This window comes from Brucella pseudogrignonensis (assembly GCF_031454375.1).
In the GTDB taxonomy this organism is placed as follows: Bacteria; Pseudomonadota; Alphaproteobacteria; order Rhizobiales; family Rhizobiaceae; genus Brucella; species Brucella pseudogrignonensis_A.
In genome coordinates this window covers 106,674-130,466 of sequence record NZ_JAVDQT010000003.1, presented here as the reverse complement: position 1 = coordinate 130,466, position 23,793 = coordinate 106,674, and the positions used below count along the sequence as shown (strand labels likewise).

Below are 23,793 nucleotides of genomic sequence, written 5' to 3'. Positions count from 1 at the left end.
TCCGTTCACACGCAAGTTTGCAGTAGATTTCGATCTAGTCTTTCATTTCGGTTGCCCACGGCGGATTGGCACCCGCGCGTGAAACCGTGATGGCAGCCGCGCGAACACCAAGCGCCACAGCGGCATGAATCTGATCCTCATCCAGACTGACGAGTGCTTCTTTGTCGAGAAGCCCCTGACCATACAGGCTCGCCAGAATACCCGCATTGACCGTGTCGCCAGCGCCAACCGTATCAACCACGTCAACCTTTACGCCGGGCACCCGAACGGTGGCGTTTGTGCTATAGGCATCAGCTCCATGTGCGCCTTTGGTGATGACAATCAGCTTCGGCCCAAGCTTAAGCCATCGCGCAGCAATCTCGTCGTGACTTCCCTTTTCGCCGAACCATTCGAGATCCTCATCCGAAAGCTTCACAATATCCGCAAGCGCAATCATCCGCTTCATGCGTGCCAGATGCGTTTCGCGATCTTTGATGAAGCCTGAGCGGATATTCGGATCAAGGAACATCACGCGCTTTGATGCCTCGCGGGTCATCAGCGATTCATAAATGCTGCCGCATGGCTCGGAAATCAGGCTGATGCAGCCAAAAAGCATGGCCTTGATCGCAGCATCAATCGGCGGAATATCGCTTTCGGAGAGCATCCGCAAAGCTGTGTTTTCATCATAGAAAGCATAGCGCGCCTGCCCATCAACGAGGCGGACAAAAGCCAGTGTTGTCGGACGGTCCGACGTGGCTGAAAATGAATAATCGACCTTGGAACGTGCAAGTGTGTCGCGCAGCACATCGCCAAACAAGTCCGATGAAAGGCCGGAGAAGAAACCCGTTGGAACGTCAAGACGCCCAAGTGCAATCGCGGTGTTGAAAACAGACCCGCCAGCGAGCGGTAAAAATGCTGTTTCACCTGCCGCGGTTTCGCGTGGCAGCATGTCGATCAGGGCTTCACCGCAGCATAGGATCATGGTTTCAACTCAGTTGTTAAATCGATTGAAGATTACAAAACGAGCAAGGTAAACACAAAAGCGCGGCGTTGATCAATGCCGCACTTTTGAAAATCGATCAGACGTGCTGACCGCCATTGATATGGATTTCTGAACCCGTCACATAGGACGAGGCTTCGGTGCAAAGATAATAGATGGTCTCGGCAACTTCCGAGGTCTTTCCAAGACGACGCATCGGCAATTGCTCGACAAGTTTTTCCGTGCCGGGAGACAGGATGGCTGTATCAATTTCGCCGGGCGCTATGGCGTTGACGCGAATGCCATGCGGACCAAAATCCGAAGCCATTTCTCGGGTGAGGGCTGCAAGCGCTGCTTTTGAGGTGGCATAGGCTGTACCCGCAAATGGATGCACGCGGGATCCAGCAATGGAGGTAACATTGACCACGGAGCCTTGCGCGGATTCCAGTTCCTTGAACAAGCCACGCGCCAGCATGATCGGTGCCATGAAGTTCACTTGAAATACATCGCGCCACACAGCCATCGGCGTTTCGATGGAGTTGAGGCGGCGACCGCCTTCTGCCTTTGGTGAAATACCGGCATTGTTGACAAGCGCATGCAGCTTGCTGCCATTGGCTTCTAGCCTGCGACGGATTTCAGCAATGGCTTTGCCAACGTCTTCCTGATCTGCAAGGTCGACCTTAATGTGATCTTCCGGGCCTGCTGGCCATGGGCAATTCTCAGCGAAGTCTTGACGCGAGCAGGTGATGACGCGCCAGCCAGCGCGCGAAAAACGCTTAACCGTCGCATGGCCGATACCCCGGCTTGCGCCTGTCAAAACGATTGTTTTGCGTTCCGCTTCTGGCTTGGGAGCGTCAGACCGGGCCGCATCTGTTTGGGAAACTGTAGACATGAAAACCTCACTCTCCATCCTTGAATAGACTAAGCCACTCAGGATTTCGAGCGGATTTCATAGCTATTAGCGCTATCTGCTTCACTTGATCGCGATAAGGGCCGGTATTAACCGGCCCTAACATAAGATCACTGCGTATTGCCCATAATGATATCGAGAAGCGTGGTTGAATCACGGTTCTGTTGTGGCTGTCCGCCGACATCACCGGGAGGCAGAGGTGTGCCATTATCATTGGCTGGGTAATTGGCAGGCATGCCGGGTTGCTGATCCTGCTGAACATTGTTGCGCGCTGGCGAGTCAGGAGCTGGCGGCCAATAGCCGTCATCGCCATTGCCAGCCAGCGGCTGTTCGCCATAGCCGCCCTGCGGTATCATACCCGGTTCATACGGATTGTTCGGATCGATGCCGTCACTGCCACCGGGAATGATGTTCTGAATGTCGTAATGGCCGGGAAGCTCGGCAACGGGCACGCCCTTATGCGCTTCCTTCATATAGGCTTTCCAGGCAGCCACCGGCAGTGTCGATCCGAACACACGCTTCATGCCCTTGCCATCATCATTGCCAAACCAGACGCCAGTGGTGAGATTGGCGGTGTAGCCGACGAACCATGCATCGCGGAAATTCTGGCTCGTGCCGGTTTTGCCAGCGGCTGGCCAGCCGAAGGCTGCGCGTTTTGCCGTGCCGTCTTCTACAGTCTTGCGCAGCATGGCGTTCATCATGCCGACATTACGCTCATCGATGACGCGCGGACCAATGCCGTCTTCCCGCTGATAAAGAACTTTGCCTTCTGAATCGGTGATCTTGGTGATGAAATAGACCGGAGCGCGATAGCCACCATTGGCGAAAGGCACATAGGCATCGGTCAGTTCCAGCAACGATACTTCAGAAGTGCCCAGCGCAAGTGATGCATTGGGATCCAACTTTGATTGCACACCAAGGCGATGTGCGGTGTCGATAACGGTCTGCGGTCCGACTTCCATCACAAGCTGTGCAGAGACGGAGTTGAGCGAGTGAGACAGCGCGGTCGCAAGCGTCACTTCGCCCATATATTTGCCGTTGTCGTTGCTTGGCGTCCATTTTCCGATCCGCACGGGCGCATCATTGCGTACAGAATCCGGCGTACGGCCCTGTTCCAAAGCAGTCAGATAGACAAATGGCTTAAACGACGATGCTGGCTGACGGCGTGCATCGGTCACGCGGTCAAACTGGCTGGCCGCATAGTCATAACCACCAACCAAAGCGCGCACTGCCCCCGTACCATCGATTGAAACAAGCGCGCCCTGGCTCACATTCATCTTTTTGCCGTTTGCGGAAATCTGATCCTTGATTGCTTCTTCGCCTGCGCGCTGAAGGTTGAGATCAACAGTGGTTTCAACCGTGATATCTGTCTTTGTCTCGCCAATTAGGGATGGAATTTCAGCGACCACACGGTCGGCAAAATAGTTTTCCGACCCCTGCCAATAAGAGGCAGCACGTGCTGGCGGCTCGCTTTCCGCAATCGCGACCTGACGGTCATCGATCATACCTTCTTCGCGCATGGCACCGAGAACCAGCCGCGCGCGGGTAGCGGCTGCTTCCGGGTCGCGGGCAGGCGAAAGGCGCGACGGCGCTTTCAGAAGACCGGCGATTGTCGCCGCTTCCATCAGGTTGAGGTCTTTTGCAGATTTGTTGAAATAGCGGCGTGAGGCAGCATCAACACCATAGGCGCCTGAACCGAGATAAACGCGGTTCAGATACATCTCTAGTATCTGCTCTTTGGTATATTTATGCTCAAGCCAGAGGGCGAGCATCACTTCCTGCACCTTACGTTCCAGCGTGCGATCAGGCGACAGGAACAGATTTTTAGCCAGCTGCTGCGTCAGTGTCGAACCACCTTGAACGGCGCGGCCCGAGGTGATGTTGGTCACAACGGCGCGTGCAAGCCCGATTGGATCAATGCCGAAATGCGACATGAAGCGGCGATCTTCGATTGCCATAACCGCTTGCGGAATAAACGGCGACATTTCATGCAGACCAACGGCTTCGCCGCCGGTCGTGCCGCGATTGGCAATTAGATTGCCCTGAACATCAACAATACGCACATTTGGTGGACGGTCTGGGATCGACCAGTCGGTTGTCGGCGGCATTTTTGCTGCGAAGTAAACGAGCATACCAGCAAATGCGATACCGCCCCAAAGGCCGAGCACAAGGCACCAGTAAAAGGCACGGCGAACGAAGCCAAAAAAGCCACCGCGTTTTTTAGCTTTGCGGCGTGAACCGCGCGGTTCACGCTCTTTTGGCTGCTTGCCGCTGCGCTGCGTTCTGGCCATGCGCTCCTCATCATCGACGCGAAACACGTCTTCTTCCTCTTCCTTTTTCGGCGCGTTGCCGAAGGAAGGTTCGATACGTCCGTTTCTACCGTCTCGCGATGCCATATCTGCTTAAATCCACCCGCCTGCATATTTTTTAAGTTGTTTATCGCCTGAAGTGTAAATGCGGCAGTTTAAAGGGGCGTAAACTCAGCATTCACAAAAAACAACCTTCCAGCAGCTCAAAAAGAAAAGGCCCCGCAAATGCGAGGCCTTTTCCGTAGTTTTATCAAGTCAAATTAGAACTTGTATGCAACGCCAAGACGAATTTCATTGGTCTTAAACTTGTTGCGAACATCGATTCCATCGAAGCTGTAGTCTTTTTTGCCGTAATCGGTGTAACGGTATTCAAGACGCAGAATAACATTGTCGGTTGCAGCATAGTCAACACCAGCGCCTGCAGTCCAACCAGTGTGGGTCTTGCTTTCCGAGTCAGAGAAACCGCCAACTGTAGTAACTGAATTCTTTACTTCACCAAAAGCTACACCGCCAGCGATGTATGGAAGGAAGCGATCAACAGCATAGCCTGCACGAGCGCGAACCGCACCCGACCAGCGAAGGTCAGTCTTAGCAGAACCAACAATCACGTCGTTGAAGTAAATGTTAGTTCCCTTCGATTGATCATTGTAAGAAATATCGCCGTCAATACCGAGAACGACGCTATTTCCGAGATCGAAATTGTAGCCAGCGTAAAGACCGCCGAGGAAGCCATCTGGCTTAACATTGCCATTGAGATCGCCACTTACCTGTGACTTGCCCCAGCCGTAGCCGACCTGGCCACCAAGATAAGCGCCGTTCCAGCTGAATACTGGAGCAGAGATAACCGGTGCTGGTTCTTCGTAAACGATAGCATCAGCGGCTTTTGCGCCAGTGGTAGCAAGAAGAGCAACAGTTGATGCGAGAAGAAGGGACTTAAGTGTCATAATAAAACCTCCGGTGGAGAAATTGGGGAAACTCATTTGTTGCCCCCAATATAATCCTTCCACTGATAAAGTCTGTAGCAAGAATACCACAGTGAATATCTGGCAGGAAAAACCACGTATTTCCGGGTATTTACGCGAAAAAGCCGTTATTGTTGGTTATCAAATGGTTAAATTATCGATTGTTTTGCGGTTGAAGTGCTTATGAAGCTATTTACAATCAGAACAGGTACTCAGCAGAAAATGTAAGGAGCGCTCCGTTGGGGCGCTCCTTTAATATTGGCAGCAACTTACGCGTGAGCGAAAATATCCGTCTCAGGCCAGCCCATCAGATCAAGTTCTGAGCGGGTTGGCAGAAACTTGAAGCAAGCTTCTGCCTGCTTCGTGCGACCATCGCGCTCAAGGCGCTGTTCAAAAACAGCCTTCAAGCGATGCAGATAAAGAACGTCGGACGCTGCATATTCGAGCTGCGCCTGCGACAGAACTTCTGCTGCCCAATCGGATGACTGCTGCTGTTTGGAGATCGAAACATCCAGCAACTCGCCGCAGATTTCTTTCAGGCCGTGACGGTCGGTATAGGTGCGGGTCAGCTTGGATGCGATCTTGGTGCAGAAAACAGGCTCCGGCATGGTGCCGAAAGCATGCGCCAGCACAGCCAGATCAAAGCGGCCAAAATGAAAGATTTTGGTGATCGCTTTGTCTTGCAAAAGCTTTACCAGATTAGGCGCAGCTTTCTGGCCAGCTTCAATCTGGATCACGTCTGCTGTGCCGTCGCCCGGCGAAATCTGCACCACGCATAGGCGGTCGCGATGTGGGTTGAGGCCCAGCGTTTCGGTATCAATTGCAACCGAATCCACCTGATAATGTTCGAGGTTCGGCAGATCGTTTTTATGAAAACGGATAGTCATTTAGTCTTCCTTATTCGGCAGCGGTGGCTGCCATAATTCAAGCTCGGCGTCTGGCCTCACTTGGCAGCGATAGCCGCCATAATACGTGCCCAAGAGCGCTGGCCCTTATGGAACGAGTTCAGCTCATATTTTTCATTGGGCGAATGGATGCGGTCATCCTCAAGGCCAAAGCCAACAAGCAGCGATTCCATGCCGAGGAACTTATCGAAATCGCCGACAATCGGGATCGATCCGCCCATGGCGATCAGGACTGCTGGCTTTGGCCATTCGTCCGAGAGTGCGTCCTTGGCCTTGGAAACCAGTGGCGAGTCGTAAGGCAATTGAATGGCTGGCGAGCCGCCATGCGGGTGGAACTCGACCGAACAATCAGCTGGCAGACGCTCTTCAACGAAAGCGCGGAAGGCTGCGCGGATTTTGACTGGGTCTTGCTTATGCACGAGGCGGAACGAAACCTTGGCGGATGCTTCCGCTGCTATAACGGTCTTAAAACCTTCGCCGGTGTAGCCGCCGATGATCCCGTTGACTTCGGCCGTCGGGCGCGCCCATGTCAGTTCGAGAACGCTGCGGCCTTTTTCACCCGAAGGAACCGAAAGGCCAATTGGGCCAAGGAAGTTTTCAGCCGTGCGGCCAAGGTTTTCCCATGACTGCAAAATCTGCGATGGTGTTTCTTCCACGCCTTCATAGAAACCCGGAACCGTGACACGGCCAGTTTCATCATGAAGGTCTGCAAGGATTTTGCTCAGAATATGGATCGGGTTAGCAGCGGCACCACCAAAGAAGCCCGAATGCAGATCGCGGTCAGCAGCCTTGATGACGATTTCTTCGCCAACCAGACCACGCAGGCCAACGCTGATCGCTGGTGTTTCTTCATTCCACATGGCGGTGTCGCAGACGAGCGCCACATCGGCCTTCAATTCCTGCTTGTTGGCATCAAGGAATGGCTTGAGCGATGGTGAGCCAGACTCTTCTTCGCCTTCAAACAGCAAGGTCACTTTGACAGGCAGGTTGCCGTTGATGGCTTTATAAGCGCGGCAGGCTTCAACAAAGGTCATCAGCTGGCCCTTGTCGTCAGAAGTTCCGCGACCGGTCAGGATTTTGCGGCCATTACCAACGTCTTTGATCGCAGGTTCAAACGGATCGTTTTCCCAAAGGTTAAGCGGATCAACCGGCTGCACATCATAATGGCCATAGAACAGCACATGCGGTGCATCGGCGGTGGCGCCGTCATGATGGGCGACAACCATTGGATGACCGGGTGTGTCGCGCACGCTTGCGTCAAAACCAATGGACTTCAAATCCTCGACCAGCCATTCGGCGGCCTTGCGGCAATCGGCTTTGTAAGCCGGATCGGTCGAGATCGACTTGATCCGAAGAAGATCGAACAGATGATCGATGCTCTTGTCGAGATTTGCGTCGAGATGGTTGAGGACTTTATCGAGTGATTGCGCGGACATGAACACTTCCTGACGAGTCGTAATACTGCGCGCACAGTACAACTGCGAAGCTCAAGAAGAAACCCAATTCGATAAAGGAAAGTTGCCTCAAAATGAATTGGCCGTCGTGGTGAGGGGGTTACCACAACGGCCATATCACTACACTCACAAACGACAGCCCGGAGAGGGGATTTAGGCTGTCGCTCACAACCGGTTTCCAACGGGGGACGGGTCAGTAAACCGGCGATCAACGTACTGTCGATGACCTAGAATTGGCCCTCCAACTGTGGCTATTCAAGGGCATTTTAGATTACAAATTCGTAACATAAACGTTATCAAGTTGGGAGCTTTGCGTGAACAGGCGGTGCAAAAGTTCACCTTTCAAGTGGACACTCGTTTCTCCTGACACAAGGCCGGTTTTCTTTGCGCTTTGTTTGATCTAATCCTAAGTCATGAAAAAAGGCGATCATCTCTTCCTCATCGACGGCTCGGGCTATATTTTCCGCGCCTATCATGCCCTGCCACCGCTGACCCGCAAGTCGGATGGCTTGCCGGTGGGAGCCGTGTCTGGCTTCTGCAACATGCTGTGGAAGCTGTTGAAGGATGCGCGCAATACCGATGTGGGTGTGGTGCCGACGCATTTTGCGGTCATTTTCGACTATTCGTCGCAGACATTCCGCAAAGAGATTTATCCCGAATATAAGGCAAACCGTACCGCGCCGCCGGAAGACCTGATCCCGCAATTTGGCCTGATCCGTCAGGCAACCCGCGCGTTCAATCTGCCTTGCATTGAAAAAGAAGGCTTTGAGGCCGACGATCTGATTGCCACCTATGCGCGGATTGCTGCAGAAGCCGGTGCTGATGTTACTATTGTGTCGTCTGATAAAGACCTGATGCAGCTCGTGACACCACAAGTGTCGATGTATGATGGTATGAAGGACAAACAGATTTCGATCCCGGAAGTGATCGAAAAATGGGGCGTGCCGCCGGAAAAGATGATCGATCTGCAATCGCTGACTGGCGACAGCACCGATAATGTTCCGGGCATTCCCGGCATCGGCCCGAAGACCGCTGCGCAATTGCTGGAAGAGTTTGGCGATCTTGATACGTTGCTGGCACGCGCGTCCGAGATCAAACAGAACAAGCGCCGCGAAAACATCATTGCCTATGCCGATCAAACCAAGATCGCGCGTGAGCTGGTGACGCTTAAAGTCGATGTGCCGCTCGACGTTGATCTTGATGGTCTTGTGCTCGAGCCGCAGAATGGCCCGAAACTCATTGGCTTCTTAAAGGCGCTCGATTTCACAACGCTGACGCGTCGCGTGGCGGAGGCAACCGACACGGATGCGTCGGCAGTCGAACCTTGCCACATCGAGACCGAGTGGGGTGCTGATGCCCACGGACCGGACGTCGATGTGCCGGTGAAGTCAGAAGCTGCGCCATCATCTGAAACTGCTGTTGCTCCCTCGGCTGAAACGTCCGACGCGAGCGGCTACACGCCAAAAGCACTTGCCGCAAAGCGTGCATCGGATGCTTTGGCACAGAAAATCGATACAACGGCCTATACCTGCATTCGCGACATTGAAACGCTGAATAAGTGGCTCGCCGAAGCTGTTGAAACAGGTCTCGTTGCATTTGATACGGAAACCAACTCGCTTGATCCAATGCAAGCAGAGTTGATCGGCTTCTCGCTGGCGCTTGCGCCTGGTAAAGCTGCCTATATCCCGCTTCAGCATAAGTCCGGCTTAGATGATTTGCTCGGTGGCGGCATGGTTGAAGGCCAAATACCGCTCAATAAAGCGCTGGCAGCATTGAAGAGTGTTCTTGAGGACAAATCCGTTCTCAAGATTGCGCAGAACATGAAATATGACTGGCTGGTCATGCGCCGCCATGGCATCAACACCGTGTCTTTTGATGATACGATGCTGATTTCTTATGTGCTGGACGCTGGCACCGGCGGTCATGGCATGGACCCGCTGTCCGAACGCTGGTTGGGCCATACACCAATCGCCTATAAGGACGTGGCAGGCAGCGGCAAAAATGCTGTCACTTTCGATATGGTCGAGATTGATCGCGCAACGGCCTATGCCGCTGAAGATGCTGATGTGACATTGCGTCTCTGGCAGGTGTTGAAACCGCGTCTTGCGGCAGAAGGTCTGGCTTCCGTTTATGAACGTTTAGAGCGTCCGCTTGTCGATGTACTGGCGCGTATGGAAGAGCGCGGCGTTTCGGTTGATCGTCAGGTTCTCTCGCGTCTGTCGGGCGATCTCGCACAGTCCGCAGCGCGTTATGAAGATGAAATTTACGAACTGGCCGGCGAAAAATTCAATATCGGTTCGCCCAAGCAGCTTGGCGATATTCTCTTTGGAAAAATGGGGCTTCCCGGCGCGTCCAAAACCAAGACCGGGCAATGGTCAACCTCTGCGCAAGTGCTGGAAGATCTGGCTGCTGAAGGCTTGCCTCTGCCGCGCAAGATTGTTGACTGGCGCCAGCTGACGAAGCTTAAATCGACCTATACCGATGCTCTGCCGGGTTATATTCATCCGCAGACCAAGCGTGTTCACACATCTTATTCGATGGCCTCAACATCGACTGGACGACTATCCTCGTCTGAGCCGAATTTGCAGAATATTCCGGTGCGTACCGCTGAAGGTCGCAAGATCAGAACCGCCTTCATTGCCGAACCCGGCAACAAACTGGTTTCAGCTGATTACAGCCAGATCGAATTACGTGTTCTCGCTCACGTCGCCGATATTCCGCAGCTAAAACAAGCATTTGCGGATGGTATCGATATTCATGCGATGACGGCTTCTGAAATGTTTGGTGTACCTGTTGAAGGCATGCCGTCGGAAGTGCGCCGCCGTGCCAAGGCAATCAACTTCGGCATCATTTACGGCATCTCGGCTTTTGGTCTCGCCAATCAGCTTTCCATCCCGCGTGAAGAAGCAGGGCAATATATCCGCACTTATTTTGAACGTTTTCCGGGCATCAAGGACTACATGGAAGCGACCAAGGCCTTTGCCCGCGAGCACGGCTATGTCGAAACCATCTTTGGCCGTCGCGCGCATTATCCCGACATCAAAGCATCCAATCCACAGGTGCGGGCATTTAATGAACGCGCTGCGATCAATGCGCCAATTCAGGGTGCTGCTGCCGATATTATTCGCCGCGCCATGATCCGCATGGAAGATGCGCTTGCAAAAGAGAAACTCGCAGCTCGTATGTTGTTGCAGGTCCACGACGAGTTGATCTTCGAAGTGCCTGAAAATGAGGTCGAAAAGACGATTACGCTGGTGCGTGATGTCATGGAAAACGCAGCCATGCCAGCTGTGTCGCTTTCAGTGCCTTTGCATGTCGATGCGCGTGCAGCGCATAACTGGGATGAGGCGCATTAGAGTCTCTCCCTGTTGACCTGAGAGGCGCAAGCCTATAGGTAGGCGCTAATTATGGTGCTTCGGTAGTCGTCAGGAGAGTTGTGAACAAAAAGGTTCACAACCGATGGGTATGCGGCTTGTGAAGCTTTTTTGAAAGTCACTCATGTCCCTACCTGATACGATCGCTCCGGCTCTTTCCGGAGCATTAGCCGCTCGTGGTTACAATACGCTCACCGCTGTTCAGAATGCCGTTTTGGCTCCTGAAACACTTCATGGCGATTTGCTTGTTTCCGCGCAGACAGGCTCTGGCAAGACCGTTGCCTTTGGCCTGTCGATGGCCTCCACAATTCTTGGCGACGAGCTGCGCTTTGGCCGCGCTGAATCGCCATTTGCCATGATTATCGCGCCAACGCGCGAATTGGCTTTGCAGGTTCGCCGTGAACTCGAATGGCTTTATGCCGATACGGGTGCGGTGATTGCTTCTTGCGTTGGTGGCATGGACATTCGTTCCGAGCGCCGTGTGCTTGAACGTGGATCGCATATCGTTGTTGGTACACCGGGCCGTCTGCGTGATCATATTTCGCGCAATGCGCTTGATATGTCGCAGCTTCGCGTCGTCGTGCTCGACGAAGCCGACGAAATGCTCGACATGGGCTTCCGTGAAGACCTCGAATTCATTCTCGGTGAAGCACCGGCAGACCGCCGCACACTGATGTTCTCGGCAACCGTACCAAAGCCGATTGCCCAGCTTGCCAAGCGCTTCCAGAAAGATGCGCTACGCATTACTGCTGCGGGCGAAGCTGGTCAGCATGCCGATATTGATTATTTTGCTATGCCGGTTCCGCCACAGGAACGCGATCATGCAATCATTAACACCCTGCTTTATTACGATGCGCAGAACTCGATCATTTTCTGCTCGACACGTGAAGCGGTTAAGCACATGGCAAGCCGCCTTTCTAATCGCGGTTTTGCGGTTGTGGCGCTGTCGGGTGAATTGAGCCAGGCCGAGCGTAACAATGCGCTTCAGTCGATGCGCGATGGACGTGCCCGCGTTTGCGTGGCAACCGACGTTGCTGCACGCGGTATCGATCTGCCAAATCTTGATCTGGTTATCCATGCTGATCTGCCGAACAATCCTGAAACCATGCTACACCGTTCGGGCCGTACAGGTCGTGCGGGCCGCAAGGGTACTTGCGTTCTGGTCGTTCCGTTCTCGCGTCGTCGCAGTGCGGAGCGTCTTCTGAGCCTTGCTAAGCTTGATGCGCAGACAGTTCCGGCACCGGGCATTGCCGCCGTTCAGGCCAAGAACAATGAGCGCATTCTCAACAGCGAAGCTCTCAGCCAGCCGATTGATGAAGAGCATCAGGATCTGTTGAAAGCGCTGACCGAGCGTTATACGCCGGAACAGATCGCGAGCGCTTTCCTCAATCGCGAACTCTCCGCATTGCCTGCGGCTGAAGATATTTCAGACGCGCCTGTTCATCCGATTTCCAGCAAAAAGCCACGCGAGCGTTCAGAGCGTGGTGATCGTCCGGAACGTGGCGAGCGTTTTGATCGTGGTGAACCGGGCGAACGTTTCGACCGCAATGCACGTTTTGATGGCGTATGGTTCTCGGTTTCTGCTGGCCGTAAGCACCGCGCCGATCCAAAGTGGCTGCTGCCGCTGATCTGTAAGGCTGGCGATGTTTCCAAGCGCGATGTTGGCTCGATCAAGATTTTCGACAACGAAACCCGCTTTGAAATCACTGCAGCCAAGGCTGAAGAATTCCGCCGTTCGGTTGAAGAACGCGGCACTGGCGAAAAGGGTCTCGTGATCCGCACTGCCGTTGCAGGTGCGGGCGGCGATGCGGCACCTCGCGAAGGCAAGCGTGATTTCAAGCCGCGCGGCGACAAGCCAAGAGGCGATTTCCGTGATGGCGCCAAGGGTGGCTGGTCGAAGCCGAAAGGCGACTTCAAGAAAGATGGTTTCAAGAAGGACGGCCGTAAATCCAACGACGGCTATTCGAAAAAGCCACGCGGCGAGTAATCGCTCTAATGATTAAAAAAGCCCGCCAATTGGCGGGCTTTTTCTTTTGTCAAAAACTCCAAAAACATAAAAGCCCCGGAAGATTTTTCTCTTCCGGGGCTTCATTATCTCTGAACCCAATCTGGTTTAAACGTCGAGATTAGCAACGCTCAACGCATTTTCCTGAATGAACTCGCGGCGCGGTTCAACTTCATCACCCATCAGGCGCGAGAACAGCGAGTCTGCATCCGTCGCATCGTTGACCTTGACCTGCAAAAGCGTACGCACGTTTGGATCAAGCGTAGTTTCCCAAAGCTGTTCCGCGTTCATTTCGCCCAAGCCTTTATAACGCTGTAGCGTCAGACCCTTGCGACCTGTTGCGAAAATTGCGTCGAGCAGCGCCATCGGGCCGGAAAGCGTATCGTTCTTGTCCTTGCGGCGCAGCACCGGAGGCTCAGCAAATACGTCTGAAAGGCGCGAAGCAACACGGTCGATCTGTCGTGCATCGGCAGAACCAAGCAGTGCCATATCGAGAATAGCAACATCTTTCACGCCGCGAACCATGCGCTCGAAACGATAGCCGCCGTCGTCCGTCACATGCGCAGTCCAGCCGCGCTCGGTTTCTTCCGAAATCATGTCGAGACGCTTGGCAACCGTTGCAGCGGATGCCTGTGCTGTCGCGTCATTCGCGGTAGAACCGGGGTTAAGCAGTCCGGCAATTGCCGCCTGCTCAACAATACGGCGATCATAACGTGTATGCAGGCCACCCAGAAGCTGGCGCAGCGTGCGGGCATCCTCAACGACAGACCGAAGATCCGGTCCGGCGCGCACTTCTCCGCTAGCCATTTCAAGAGCCGCTTCATCAAGACCGGTCTCGATGAGGAAGTCCTCAAAGGCTGCTTCATTTTTGATATATTGCGAGGATTTTCCGCGCACAACCTTATAGAGCGGCGGCTGTGCGATATAGATATGGCCGCGTTCGATCAGTTCTGGCATCTGGCGGAAGAAGAAGGTCAACAGCAATGTGCGAATATGCGCGCCGTCGACGTCAGCATCCGTCATGATGATGATCTTGTGATAACGCAGCTTGTCAGGATTAAAGCCGTGCGACTCGTCTTTACCGATCGATGTGCCAAGCGCTGTGATCAGCGTGCCGACCTGATCGGACGAGATCATGCGGTCAAAACGAACACGTTCCACGTTCAGGATCTTACCACGCAGCGGTAGAATTGCCTGGTTCTGACGCGAACGACCGCTCTTGGCGGAGCCACCAGCAGAGTCACCCTCGACGATGAAGATTTCTGATTTTGCAGGGTCACGTTCCTGACAATCGGCAAGTTTACCCGGCAGGGACGTAACGCTCAAATTGCTCTTGCGGGTGATGTCGCGTGCCTTGCGCGCTGCTTCACGCGCGGCAGCTGCCTGAATGACTTTCTCAACGATGGTCTTGCCGCCCGCCGGGTGCTCTTCCAGCCATGTCGAAAGTGCTTCATTAACGAGGCTTTCAACGACCGGGCGCACTTCCGAAGAAACCAGCTTGTCTTTCGTCTGCGATGAGAATTTCGGATCAGGAACCTTGACCGAAAGAACAGCAGTCAGACCTTCACGGCAATCATCGCCAGTGAGACTGACTTTTTCTTTCTTGGTCATGCCGGATGCATCGGCATAACCTGTTACCTGACGCGTCAGCGCGCCACGGAAACCGGCCAAGTGCGTACCGCCATCGCGCTGCGGAATGTTGTTGGTGAAGCACAGCACCTTTTCGTGGTAGGAATCGTTCCACCACATAGCGACTTCAACGGTCATGCCGTCTTTTTCGCTCTTGATATAGATCGGTGTTTCCAGAAGCGATTTCTTGCTCTGGTCGATATATTTCACGAATTCAACAACGCCGCCATCATAATGCAGTTCATGTTCTTTGATGTCGGCATGGCGACGATCACTCAGCTTGATGCGGACGCCAGAATTGAGAAACGCCAGCTCGCGCAAGCGACGCTCCAGCGTGTCGTAATCAAATTCGACCATGGAAAACGTGTCGGGCGAAGGCAGGAAGCTAACTTCCGTACCGGTATCGCTACCTGCATCACCAATCACTGCCAGCGGCGCATCGGCCACGCCATGGGTGAAAGCCATCTCATGGATTTTGCCAGCGCGCCGAACTTTTAGCTTAAGCCAGATCGACAGCGCGTTCACAACGGAAACGCCCACGCCATGCAGACCGCCGGAAACCTTATAGGAGTTCTGGTCAAATTTACCGCCGGCGTGAAGCTGGGTCATGATGACTTCAGCAGCCGAGACGCCTTCTTCCTTATGGATATCGGTCGGGATGCCGCGACCGTTATCGGTAACGGTGCAGGAGCCGTCGGCGTTTAGCGTCACTGTCACAAGTGTCGCATGTCCGGCAAGCGCCTCATCGATTGCGTTGTCGACGACTTCGTACACCATGTGATGCAGGCCTGAGCCGTCATCCGTATCGCCGATATACATGCCCGGACGCTTGCGAACTGCGTCGAGGCCTTTCAGAACACGAATGGAATCCGCGCCATATTCGGCAGGGGCTTCAGAATTCATCTCTGGAGTCTCGGTCATGAAAATCTTTCGCAAATGTGCCGCGAATGCAGCCTTAAATCCTGCTGCTTATCCAGCATAAAAACTCATGTCGAATCACTCGACAAACATGGCTTTAATATAGGCGTTAACGGCGATTTTTCCAAATTTAGCAGCCAAATTTACCGGGGATTGCGCTTATTTGGATATGCTTATCTTCTCACGGTTGTTTTCGCGCCAAAGTGAAGGGCTCGTAGCGGTAACACGCCTGAACTCCTTGTTGAAATTCGACTTGGTTTGAAAGCCTGCATCCAGCATGATCGTGGTCACAGGCAGGTCGGTTTCGGTGAGCAATCGGCAGGCTTCATGGATCCGATAATTGTTGATGAAGCGCGAGACATTCTCTCCGCTTACTCGGTTGATTGCGGCTGAAATCTGTCGCGATGGAATACCGGACTTGCGTGCAAGCCGCGTCAGATTGAGGCTCTCGTTCTGATAAAGCCGTGTTTCATCAAGCAGCGTTTTTATCCTGAGAAGAACGTCGTGATCCTGCGCGGATACATCGGAAATATCCTCGCGATTTTCGGGCATTGGAGCAGCAATCGCATTGCTTGCAATGAGTGCTGTGACGCCGATCAGAAATAGGCCGATGAGATTGGCATTGCCGATAATGAAGGCCGTGTGCTGGCCACCGCTCCATCCTGCATCAACAAGAACGGCAACATCAAAAAATGCTGAAAAATAAAGCGAAATGGCAGCAATAATCAGTGCGCGATGGGCTGAAATTGCAGCATCAAAGCGCGCTTCCTCCAGCCGGTCTGGTCCGGCCCCGCCCATAAAAAGTAGTGCAGATGCGAAGAAAATAAAAATGACAAACAACGCTGCGTCGAGCAATTCGGGCGCAAAAACCAGCAATGTTACCATCAGACAAGGTAGCAACAGTGCCGACCAGAAAGCCGGGTTTTTTGACGGTTTTTCCCGATGAATAAGATTACAAAAGCCTAAGTAGATCAGTGGCGGCAGACAAGATGCAATGACGGGCGACACCATGCGCAAAGCGGTGATGTCATAGCCCCATCGCAAGCCAACAAGTGCTGATTGAATAGCGCTGAGGAAGATCACCAGAATGAACGGCCAATGTTGGCGTGCAAGTTCCTGATTGCGCAGTGTCGGAATAAGCAAAGCCAACAATGCAAGCGCTGCGACAAAGGGCAGGGGTATGAAAATCAAGGGCACCTCAGCTTGCGATTGGCATGAACTATGTTTGGCTGTTGTCGCGTTTTGTCCTTTATCGCGATTTTGGGCGACCTGAAACACGATTGAGAACGCGAGCCGCCAAGATTTAGCAGAAAGCTCCAACGCATCGTCATCTGAATTGAATATGCATGGAGAAAGACATGAAACTTTGTAAACTGGTCCTCGGTCTCACTTTTGGGGTGATCCTGTCTTCGGCGTCTGGCGCTTTGGCCACAGAGGTCGGCGTGCGTGCAGTCGATATTCAGTCGCCTACGCGTGGGAGCGATCTTAAACTGCGCATTTGGTATCCGGCACAAAAGGGCGGCAAACCTGCTTCGATGGGTGAAAACCGTGTTTTTCAAGGTGCAGAGGCGTTTGAAAATGCACCTTTGAGTGCAGGAATATATCCTCTGGTGCTGTTTTCGCACGGGTCTGGGGGCAATGTCGAGGCAATGGGCTGGCTTGCCAATATTCTGGTGAAGGCCGGTTTTATTGTGGCAGGCCCCAATCACCCGGGCACGACGTCGGGCGATTCCTTACCTGCAGAAACACCCAAAGTCTGGCAGCGTGTGGGCGATCTCTCAGCCGTGATCGATTTCATGAGCAAGGATGCAGAGTGGAAGCAGCATATCAATGTGGATCGCATCGGTGCCGTTGGCTTTTCGCTGGGAGGCACGACAGTTATGAGAATGTCTGGTGCGCGAAACAATCTTGAGGCTTATGCGCGCTATTGCGATGGTTATAAACAATGGGATTGCGCATGGTATGCCAACGGCATTGGCTTTCGCGATAATGAGGAAGTCAAAGTCGGGCCTTATGATCTGCGCAAGGTAGACCGGCAATTGTTCGAGCAATCAAACCGCGATCCGCGTCTTCGCACGGCTATTATTGTTGATCCCGGAATGGCCCGTGCCTATGTGCCCGAGAGCCTCGCGAAGACCGAAATCTCGATGAATTTCATCAATTTCGGCAGTGAAGGCACGGTGCCACTGGCGACAGAGGCACGTCAGCTTGCGGAGATAACGCCCAATGGTAGCTATGTGAGCGTTCAGGAATCTGACCACTTTAGCTTTCTGCCCGAATGCAAACCAGATGCGGAAGCTTTCCTGAAATCCATCAATGAACCCGACCCAATCTGTGCGCCGACAAAGCGTTCACGCAGCGCTATTCATGCAGAGCTTTCCAATGTAATTTCAGCGCTTCTGCAAGCCACTTTGAAAAACGCGGACAAGTCTTAACATTGACCAAACGGGGCTTTGGCCCCGTCAGTCTTTGGAACCGCCACAATTGGCGCTTATATTGTTTTCCAGCAGGGGCATTCTCGATAACGAGGAGCACTTTATGGATACCACCATGGCGATGAACGAAGCCGCACAACCATTCATCCCACCGGCACCGCGTCCGCGCGAAAAGCCGGTTGGACGCTTCGAGATGATGCGTGTGGTCTATAAAAACCCGCTCGAATTGTGGGGCGAGCCTTCCTATAATGAGCGCTGGGTTTCCGTGAGCTGGCTTGGTATCAAAACCATCATCGCCAATGACCCCGGCCTTATCCGGCATGTGCTGGTCGATAATGCCGCAAACTATCCGATGTCTGCAATTCGCCAGCGGGTTTTACGTCCACTCTTGCGCGATGGTTTGCTGACCGCCGAGGGTCAAGTCTGGAAGCGCTCGCGCAAGGCTATGGCACCCGTGTTCACTCCACGCCATATCGGTGGCTTTGCGGGAGCGATGCGTGATCGCTCGCGCCAGTTTGTCGAGCGTTACAAAACAAGCGGTATCATCACCGATGTTGCGCATGACATGACGCTGCTCACCTATGACATTCTGGCTGAAACGCTGTTCTCTGGCGAAATTGCCGGTGATCCCAATGATTTTGCGCACCAGATCGACAAGCTTTTTGAAACCATGGGCCGCGTCGATCCGTTTGATTTGCTCGGCCTGCCGGACTGGCTGCCGCGCTTCACGCGCCTTCGCGGTAACCAGTCGCTTGGCTTTTTCCGCGAACTTGTCTCCGACACCATTGCATTGCGAAAAGCGCGGATGGATAAAGGCGAAGATGTCCCCAATGATTTCCTGACCCTGCTGTTGCGCGCCGAAGGCCCGGACGGTCTGAGCCGTTCGGAAATTGAAGATAACATCATCACCTTCATCGGTGCTGGGCACGAGACGACAGCGCGTGCGCTGGGCTGGACGCTCTATCTGCTTGCCAAGGCGCCGCAGGAACGCGAGCGTGTTGAGGCTGAGATCGATGCGTTCTTTGCTGATGGCGGCAATGACCTGCCGCCGCAGGAATGGCTGGCAAAACTACCCTTCACGCGTGCAGCTTTTGAGGAGGCGATGCGTCTTTATCCGCCAGCACCATCAATCAATCGCGAGGCCGCGACGGATGATACCTATGGCGATCTGAAAATTGCCAAGGGAACGGCTGTTCTGGTGATGCCTTGGGTGATTCATCGCCACAGGCTTTATTGGGATCAGCCGGATGCCTTCATGCCTGAACGCTTCTGGCCGGAAAACCGCGACAAACTGGATCGCTTTCAATATCTGCCCTTTGGAGCCGGTCCGCGTGTCTGCATCGGTGCGAGCTTCGCGCTTCAGGAAGCGGTCATTGCACTTGCAACCTTGCTCGATGGTCGCCGCTTTGATGTGCTGGAGACGACAAAGCCATGGCCGGTGCAGAAACTCACTACCCAGCCACAGGGCGGCCTGCCGATGAAAGTTACGAAACGCTAATCGGTTGCCGCGCCAATGGCGATCCGGGCAAGACGCGGATATTCGGGGTCGGCCAGATTACTGATGGTTTCGAGCTCGATGGGGCTGTACCATGCAAGCTCAGAATGTTCATCGCAGACATTGCGCGGCTCGCCACCGCTCCATGCTGTGACTTGAAAAATATGGCAGATGGAATCGCCATAGAGTTCGGGCTTTTTCTCATCGATTGCGCCGATCTCACGAAACTTGATCGGGCGAATGCCGAGCTCTTCGCCCATTTCCCGCACCAGCGCATCTTCCAGCGTTTCTCCACGCTCGACATGGCCGCCGGGCGTGTCCCAATGTTCTGGCCACGCCTTTTTCCATGGCGAGCGAAGTCCCATCAGGACCTTTTTGTCAGCGTTCACCAGCAATGCGCCGACGGTGACAACTTTCTTCTTCTTCGCCATGTTGATCCTTCAACAGCTTTATCTGCTAAGACGCTCCGCATGCCATTTCAGATGGTCATCCATGAAGGATGAGATAAAGAAATAGGAATGGTCATAGCCTTCGCGCATGTTGAGCGTGAGTGGAATTCCAGCCTTTTGGCAAGCTTTCTCCAGCAACCACGGACATAGTCCTTCCTCAAGGAACGCATCCGCTTCACCCTGATCGACGAGAAACTCCGAAAAGCGCGCGCCATCCTCAATCAGCAGCGTTGCGTCATAGGCGCGCCATGCGCGTTCTTCTGAACCGAGATATTTCTCCAGCGCAGGCTTTGACCAGTCGGCGGTTGAAGGCTGCACAATCGGCGCGAAGGCTGATGCCGATTTGAAGCGGTCGGGATTTTTGAGCGCAATCGTAAGTGCGCCATGTCCGCCCATCGAATGGCCTGTAATGCCCTGACGCGACATATCAAGCGGAAACTCTGCTGCTACCAGATCGGTCAATTCCTTGGTGATGTAGCTATACATCTGATAGTTTTTGGCGAATGGTTCCTGCGTCGCATCAACATAGAAGCCCGCACCCTTGCCGAATTTCCAGTTCTGCGGCTCGTCGGGAACGTCGTCACCGCGTGGGCTGGTATCCGGGCAAATAACGGCAATTCCTAATTCTGCAGCCATTTGCCGATACTCGCCTTTATCCATCACATTCTGATGCGTGCAGGTAAGGCCGGAAAGATACCAAAGCACTGGAACGGGGCCATCTTTTGCCTGTGGTGGCAGGAAAACGGCAAAGGTCATTTCGCATTGAGTGACTTCGCTCTTGTGGCGATAAACACCCTGCGTTCCACCAAAGCATTTTGCGGTCGAAATCGTTTCCATAGTAAATCCTAACTCCCGGATACTTTAACTTCCAAGGGCGACCGCGACATTGACGGTTGCAGCCACAAGGACAGTATTGAAGAAGAATGAGACGACGCTGTGCAGAAGCGTCACTTTTCGCATCGCGGTCGTGGTCACATTGGTGTCAGAGGTCTGCGCCGTCATGCCGATGATGAAGGCGTAATAAGTGAAATCCCAACCAGAAGGTTGCGGCGTTTCAGGAAACGCAAAACCGCCCCGGTAGCGACTGGCATGCGCCGCATCTTTTCCGGCAGGCTCGGTTGGCTGCCAGTATAAATGTGCATAGTGAATCGCCGTCATCATATGGATTGTGCACCAGCCAAGCGGCACAGACGCCAGCGTCACAATAAGCGAAAGCAAGTCTGCTTCAGGCTTCTGATTAACCAGCACAAATAGCGACACGATTGCCACCACGACGGTTGCAAATGTGACCAGAAAGATGATCCACATCGGTTCATCTGCCGTGGCTGCATGTTTTTTCAGATAAGGTGCTGTCAGTTTTGGCAAGGCGCACAATGCGAGCGCCAGATAAAGCACGAAGAAAACATTTGCCCCAATGACCGGTGCCAGCGGGGTTTTGAGAACCCATGCAATGATAAATGCGAGCGCGCCGCCAATAGCTGCGAGATAAAACGACATATGGCGACGCAGCAAAAACATCAGGCAGCGCTTTCCTGCGGTTCTAACCGCATATCGACATGCGGAATGCCGTCTTCCAGATATTCGTCCGAAATCGCGACAAAGCCGAACGAGCCATAAAATTTCTGCAAATGGCTCTGTCCGCCAAGCTCAATGGCAATTCCCGGAAAACGTGTCTGAGCAAAGGCGACAGCCTCTTTCATGAGGCGCTGGCCAAGCTTGTAACCACGATAATCGGCTGCCACCACAACGCGACCGATCTTCACCGGCTTACCATCCTTTTCTGGCGGCAGAACCCGCAGACTTGCTGTGAGTTCTTCACCTTCGAGAATGCGCAGGTGAAACGCATCATAATCCTTGCCGTCAATTTCCGGGTAAGGGCAATTCTGCTCCACCACGAAAACATCCACGCGCAGCTTCAGCATCGCATAAAGCGCGCGCGGGGTCAGATTGTCGATTTCATCCCAATGGGAGGTAAAAAGCTTTTCACTCATCAGTAGACAATCACCGAACGGATCGACTTGCCTTCATGCATCAGATCGAAGGCGGTGTTGATCTCATCAAGCGGCATGGTGTGGGTGATGAGGCTGTCGATGTCGATCTTGCCTTCCATGTACCAGTCGACGATCTTCGGCACATCGGTACGACCGCGTGCGCCGCCAAAGGCTGTACCTTTCCAGACGCGTCCGGTGACGAGCTGGAATGGACGTGTGGCAATTTCCTTGCCCGCTTCGGCCACGCCGATGATGATCGATTCACCCCAGCCGCGATGGCAGCATTCCAGTGCCTGACGCATGACATCGGTGTTGCCGGTGGCATCGAACGAATAATCCGCACCGCCATCGGTCAGATCCTGAATGGCCTGCACAACCTTATCATTGCCGATTTCGCGTGGATTGATGAAGTCGGTCATGCCGAACTTCTTCGCCATTTCCACCTTGGATGGATTGATGTCGACGCCGATAATCTTATCCGCGCCAACCATGCGTGCGCCCTGAATGACATTAAGACCAATGCCGCCCAAACCAAACACCACAACATTCGAACCCGGACGCACTTTAGCCGTGTAAATAACTGCGCCAATGCCGGTGGTTACGCCGCAGCCGATATAGCAGATCTTGTCGAAAGGTGCATCTTCGCGGACCTTGGCGACAGCGATTTCCGGCAGCACGGTAAAGTTCGAGAAGGTCGAGCAGCCCATATAATGGAATACTTCGCCGCCATCGCATGAGAAGCGGGTGGTGCGGTCTGGCATCAGGCCCTGACCCTGCGTTGAGCGGATCGACGTGCAAAGGTTTGAACGCTGCGACAGACAGGTTTTGCACTGGCGGCATTCCGGCGTGTAAAGCGGGATCACATGATCGCCCGGCTTCACGGAAGTCACTCCAGCGCCCACTTCGCGCACAATGCCTGCACCTTCATGACCAAGAATGGCCGGGAATTTGCCTTCGGAATCAAGGCCGGAAAGCGTGTAGGCATCGGTGTGGCAAACGCCGGTCGCCATGATTTCGACCAGCACTTCGCCAGCGCGTGGACCGCCGATTTCAACGGTTTCGATGGTGAGCGGCTTCTTTGCCTCCCAGGCAACGGCTGCGCGTGACTTCATGACGATATTCCCTTCAATTTCAGTGTTCGTTTATGCGCCTATTTCAGATAGGTGCGCAAAATTCGCATGATTTCGTCGATCTCTGCATCGGGATCTGCCACAGCATCGCGCGCTATGGTCTCACGGGCTTGCCCGAATGTCTCGCGGAAATGGCTTTCCAGCACTTCCGCCATCAATCCATTGGCAGCCCCGCGCAACGCCGCAATCTGCTGCAAGAGTGCAGCACATTCCGTGCCTGCTTCCACCGCGCGCTCCAAGCCTTCGGCCTGGCCTTTGATACGGCGCAGGCGCGTCAAAGCGCGCTTTTTGTCTTCCGGTGAATGCGGCATGGAATCTCCCGATTTTCACAAAATCTATATACTATAGGGGAGTATGTCAATTGCTCCGGAAATGCCTTTTGCGAGAATGGTTTTCTTCGCAATTGGCGTGGCCCGGATTTTAAGCCTCAAGCTTGAGATGCAGCAGCGGATAAGGGCGTCCCTGATCATCCGTCTCCGAGCGACCCGTCTCGACAAAGCCCAAATGGCGATAAAAGCCCACGCCTAGCGTGTTCTGCTCATTCACATCGACCGTCAAAGTGCCCCGCTTTCTCGCGTGCGCAATCATATGCTTGCCAATACCCTTGCCGCGCTGATCGGGCGAAATGAACAGGCTGTCGATATTGTTATCGGTCATGCCCATGAAGCCGACCGGCTTGCCGTCATCCTCAATGACATAGACTTCCACATTCGGCAGATATTGCTCACCGACCAGCTTTTCGATTTCAGCGAAATTTTCGCGGCTTAGAAAGTCATGCGTTGCCAGCACGCTCGCGCGCCAGATAGCGGTTAGTGCGGGGGCATCCGCCGGATTAGATTTTCGGATATGGATCATCAGCGTTCCTTGTG

19 protein-coding genes are annotated in these 23,793 nt (G+C 53.7%); 4 read left to right on the top strand and 15 right to left on the bottom strand.

Translation table 11 applies throughout. The annotated features are described in order from the left end of the window. Positions 1–34 precede the first annotated feature (34 nt). From J2782_RS11460 to J2782_RS11435, 6 genes are all read right to left on the bottom strand, one after another. Positions 35–961, bottom strand: coding sequence for a carbohydrate kinase family protein (locus J2782_RS11460; RefSeq protein ID WP_310012569.1), 927 nt, complete (start codon positions 959–961; stop codon positions 35–37). A 97-nt stretch (positions 962–1,058) separates the two neighbouring features. Further along, entirely contained in the window at positions 1,059–1,850 is a 792-nt protein-coding gene (locus tag J2782_RS11455; RefSeq protein ID WP_250039185.1) for an SDR family NAD(P)-dependent oxidoreductase, read from the bottom strand. A 128-nt stretch (positions 1,851–1,978) separates the two neighbouring features. After that, positions 1,979–4,264 (bottom strand): transglycosylase domain-containing protein, encoded by a 2,286-nt coding sequence (locus J2782_RS11450; RefSeq protein WP_310012563.1) that lies wholly within the window; start codon positions 4,262–4,264, stop codon positions 1,979–1,981. Between the two features lie 173 nt (positions 4,265–4,437). Then, entirely contained in the window at positions 4,438–5,121 is a 684-nt protein-coding gene (locus J2782_RS11445) for an outer membrane protein (RefSeq protein WP_310012561.1), read from the bottom strand. 287 nt (positions 5,122–5,408) lie between these two features. After that, a complete protein-coding gene (locus J2782_RS11440) occupies positions 5,409–6,026 on the bottom strand; it encodes a ribonuclease D (RefSeq protein WP_310012556.1) in 618 nt (205 codons plus the stop codon). Between the two features lie 56 nt (positions 6,027–6,082). Then, positions 6,083–7,480, bottom strand: coding sequence for a dipeptidase (locus tag J2782_RS11435; RefSeq protein ID WP_310012553.1), 1,398 nt, complete (start codon positions 7,478–7,480; stop codon positions 6,083–6,085). Between the two features lie 431 nt (positions 7,481–7,911). Here J2782_RS11435 and polA point away from each other — a divergent pair, with 431 nt between their 5' ends. Continuing rightward, positions 7,912–10,854: a DNA polymerase I gene (polA, locus tag J2782_RS11430; RefSeq protein WP_310012551.1), complete on the top strand. Its 2,943-nt coding sequence runs from the start codon at positions 7,912–7,914 to the stop codon at positions 10,852–10,854. Positions 10,855–10,996: 142 nt separating this feature from the next. Next, positions 10,997–12,859 carry a DEAD/DEAH box helicase gene (locus J2782_RS11425; RefSeq protein WP_310012549.1) on the top strand — a complete coding sequence of 621 codons (1,863 nt, stop codon included), beginning with the start codon at positions 10,997–10,999 and terminating at the stop codon, positions 12,857–12,859. 126 nt (positions 12,860–12,985) lie between these two features. Here J2782_RS11425 and gyrB read toward each other — a convergent pair whose 3' ends face one another. Together gyrB and J2782_RS11415 are read right to left on the bottom strand one after the other, a co-directional pair. After that, a complete protein-coding gene (gene gyrB / locus J2782_RS11420; protein WP_310012547.1) occupies positions 12,986–15,427 on the bottom strand; it encodes a DNA topoisomerase (ATP-hydrolyzing) subunit B in 2,442 nt (813 codons plus the stop codon). 156 nt (positions 15,428–15,583) lie between these two features. After that, positions 15,584–16,615 carry a helix-turn-helix domain-containing protein gene (locus J2782_RS11415; RefSeq protein WP_310012545.1) on the bottom strand — a complete coding sequence of 344 codons (1,032 nt, stop codon included), beginning with the start codon at positions 16,613–16,615 and terminating at the stop codon, positions 15,584–15,586. Between the two features lie 167 nt (positions 16,616–16,782). Here J2782_RS11415 and J2782_RS11410 point away from each other — a divergent pair, with 167 nt between their 5' ends. Both J2782_RS11410 and J2782_RS11405 read left to right on the top strand, forming a co-directional pair. Next, a complete protein-coding gene (locus J2782_RS11410; RefSeq protein ID WP_310012544.1) occupies positions 16,783–17,859 on the top strand; it encodes an alpha/beta hydrolase family protein in 1,077 nt (358 codons plus the stop codon). 121 nt (positions 17,860–17,980) lie between these two features. Beyond that, entirely contained in the window at positions 17,981–19,357 is a 1,377-nt protein-coding gene (locus tag J2782_RS11405) for a cytochrome P450 (protein WP_404989634.1), read from the top strand. Here the strand turns inward: J2782_RS11405 and J2782_RS11400 are convergent. The 7 genes from J2782_RS11400 to J2782_RS11370 form a co-directional block, all read right to left on the bottom strand. Beyond that, positions 19,354–19,785, bottom strand: coding sequence for an NUDIX hydrolase (locus tag J2782_RS11400; protein ID WP_310012542.1), 432 nt, complete (start codon positions 19,783–19,785; stop codon positions 19,354–19,356). The two genes, J2782_RS11405 and J2782_RS11400, sit on opposite strands and share 4 nt — an antisense overlap. An 18-nt stretch (positions 19,786–19,803) precedes the next feature. Continuing rightward, a complete protein-coding gene (gene fghA, locus J2782_RS11395) occupies positions 19,804–20,640 on the bottom strand; it encodes an S-formylglutathione hydrolase (protein ID WP_310012541.1) in 837 nt (278 codons plus the stop codon). A 24-nt stretch (positions 20,641–20,664) separates the two neighbouring features. Then, on the bottom strand, positions 20,665–21,321 hold the full coding sequence (locus J2782_RS11390) for a DUF1345 domain-containing protein (RefSeq protein ID WP_310012538.1): 657 nt from the start codon (positions 21,319–21,321) through the stop codon (positions 20,665–20,667). After that, positions 21,321–21,794 (bottom strand): GNAT family N-acetyltransferase, encoded by a 474-nt coding sequence (locus J2782_RS11385; RefSeq protein WP_310012536.1) that lies wholly within the window; start codon positions 21,792–21,794, stop codon positions 21,321–21,323. Before J2782_RS11385 ends, J2782_RS11390 begins: the two co-directional genes overlap by 1 nt. Further along, positions 21,794–22,906 (bottom strand): S-(hydroxymethyl)glutathione dehydrogenase/class III alcohol dehydrogenase, encoded by a 1,113-nt coding sequence (locus tag J2782_RS11380; protein ID WP_310012535.1) that lies wholly within the window; start codon positions 22,904–22,906, stop codon positions 21,794–21,796. The genes J2782_RS11385 and J2782_RS11380 overlap by 1 nt, the downstream gene beginning before the upstream one ends. A gap of 38 nt (positions 22,907–22,944) precedes the next feature. Next, positions 22,945–23,235, bottom strand: coding sequence for a metal/formaldehyde-sensitive transcriptional repressor (locus J2782_RS11375; protein WP_007873209.1), 291 nt, complete (start codon positions 23,233–23,235; stop codon positions 22,945–22,947). Between the two features lie 109 nt (positions 23,236–23,344). Further along, the gene (locus J2782_RS11370) at positions 23,345–23,779 is read right to left on the bottom strand and encodes an acetyltransferase (RefSeq protein ID WP_310012529.1); all 435 of its coding nucleotides are present in this window, start codon (positions 23,777–23,779) and stop codon (positions 23,345–23,347) included. Between the last annotated feature and the right edge of the window lie 14 nt (positions 23,780–23,793).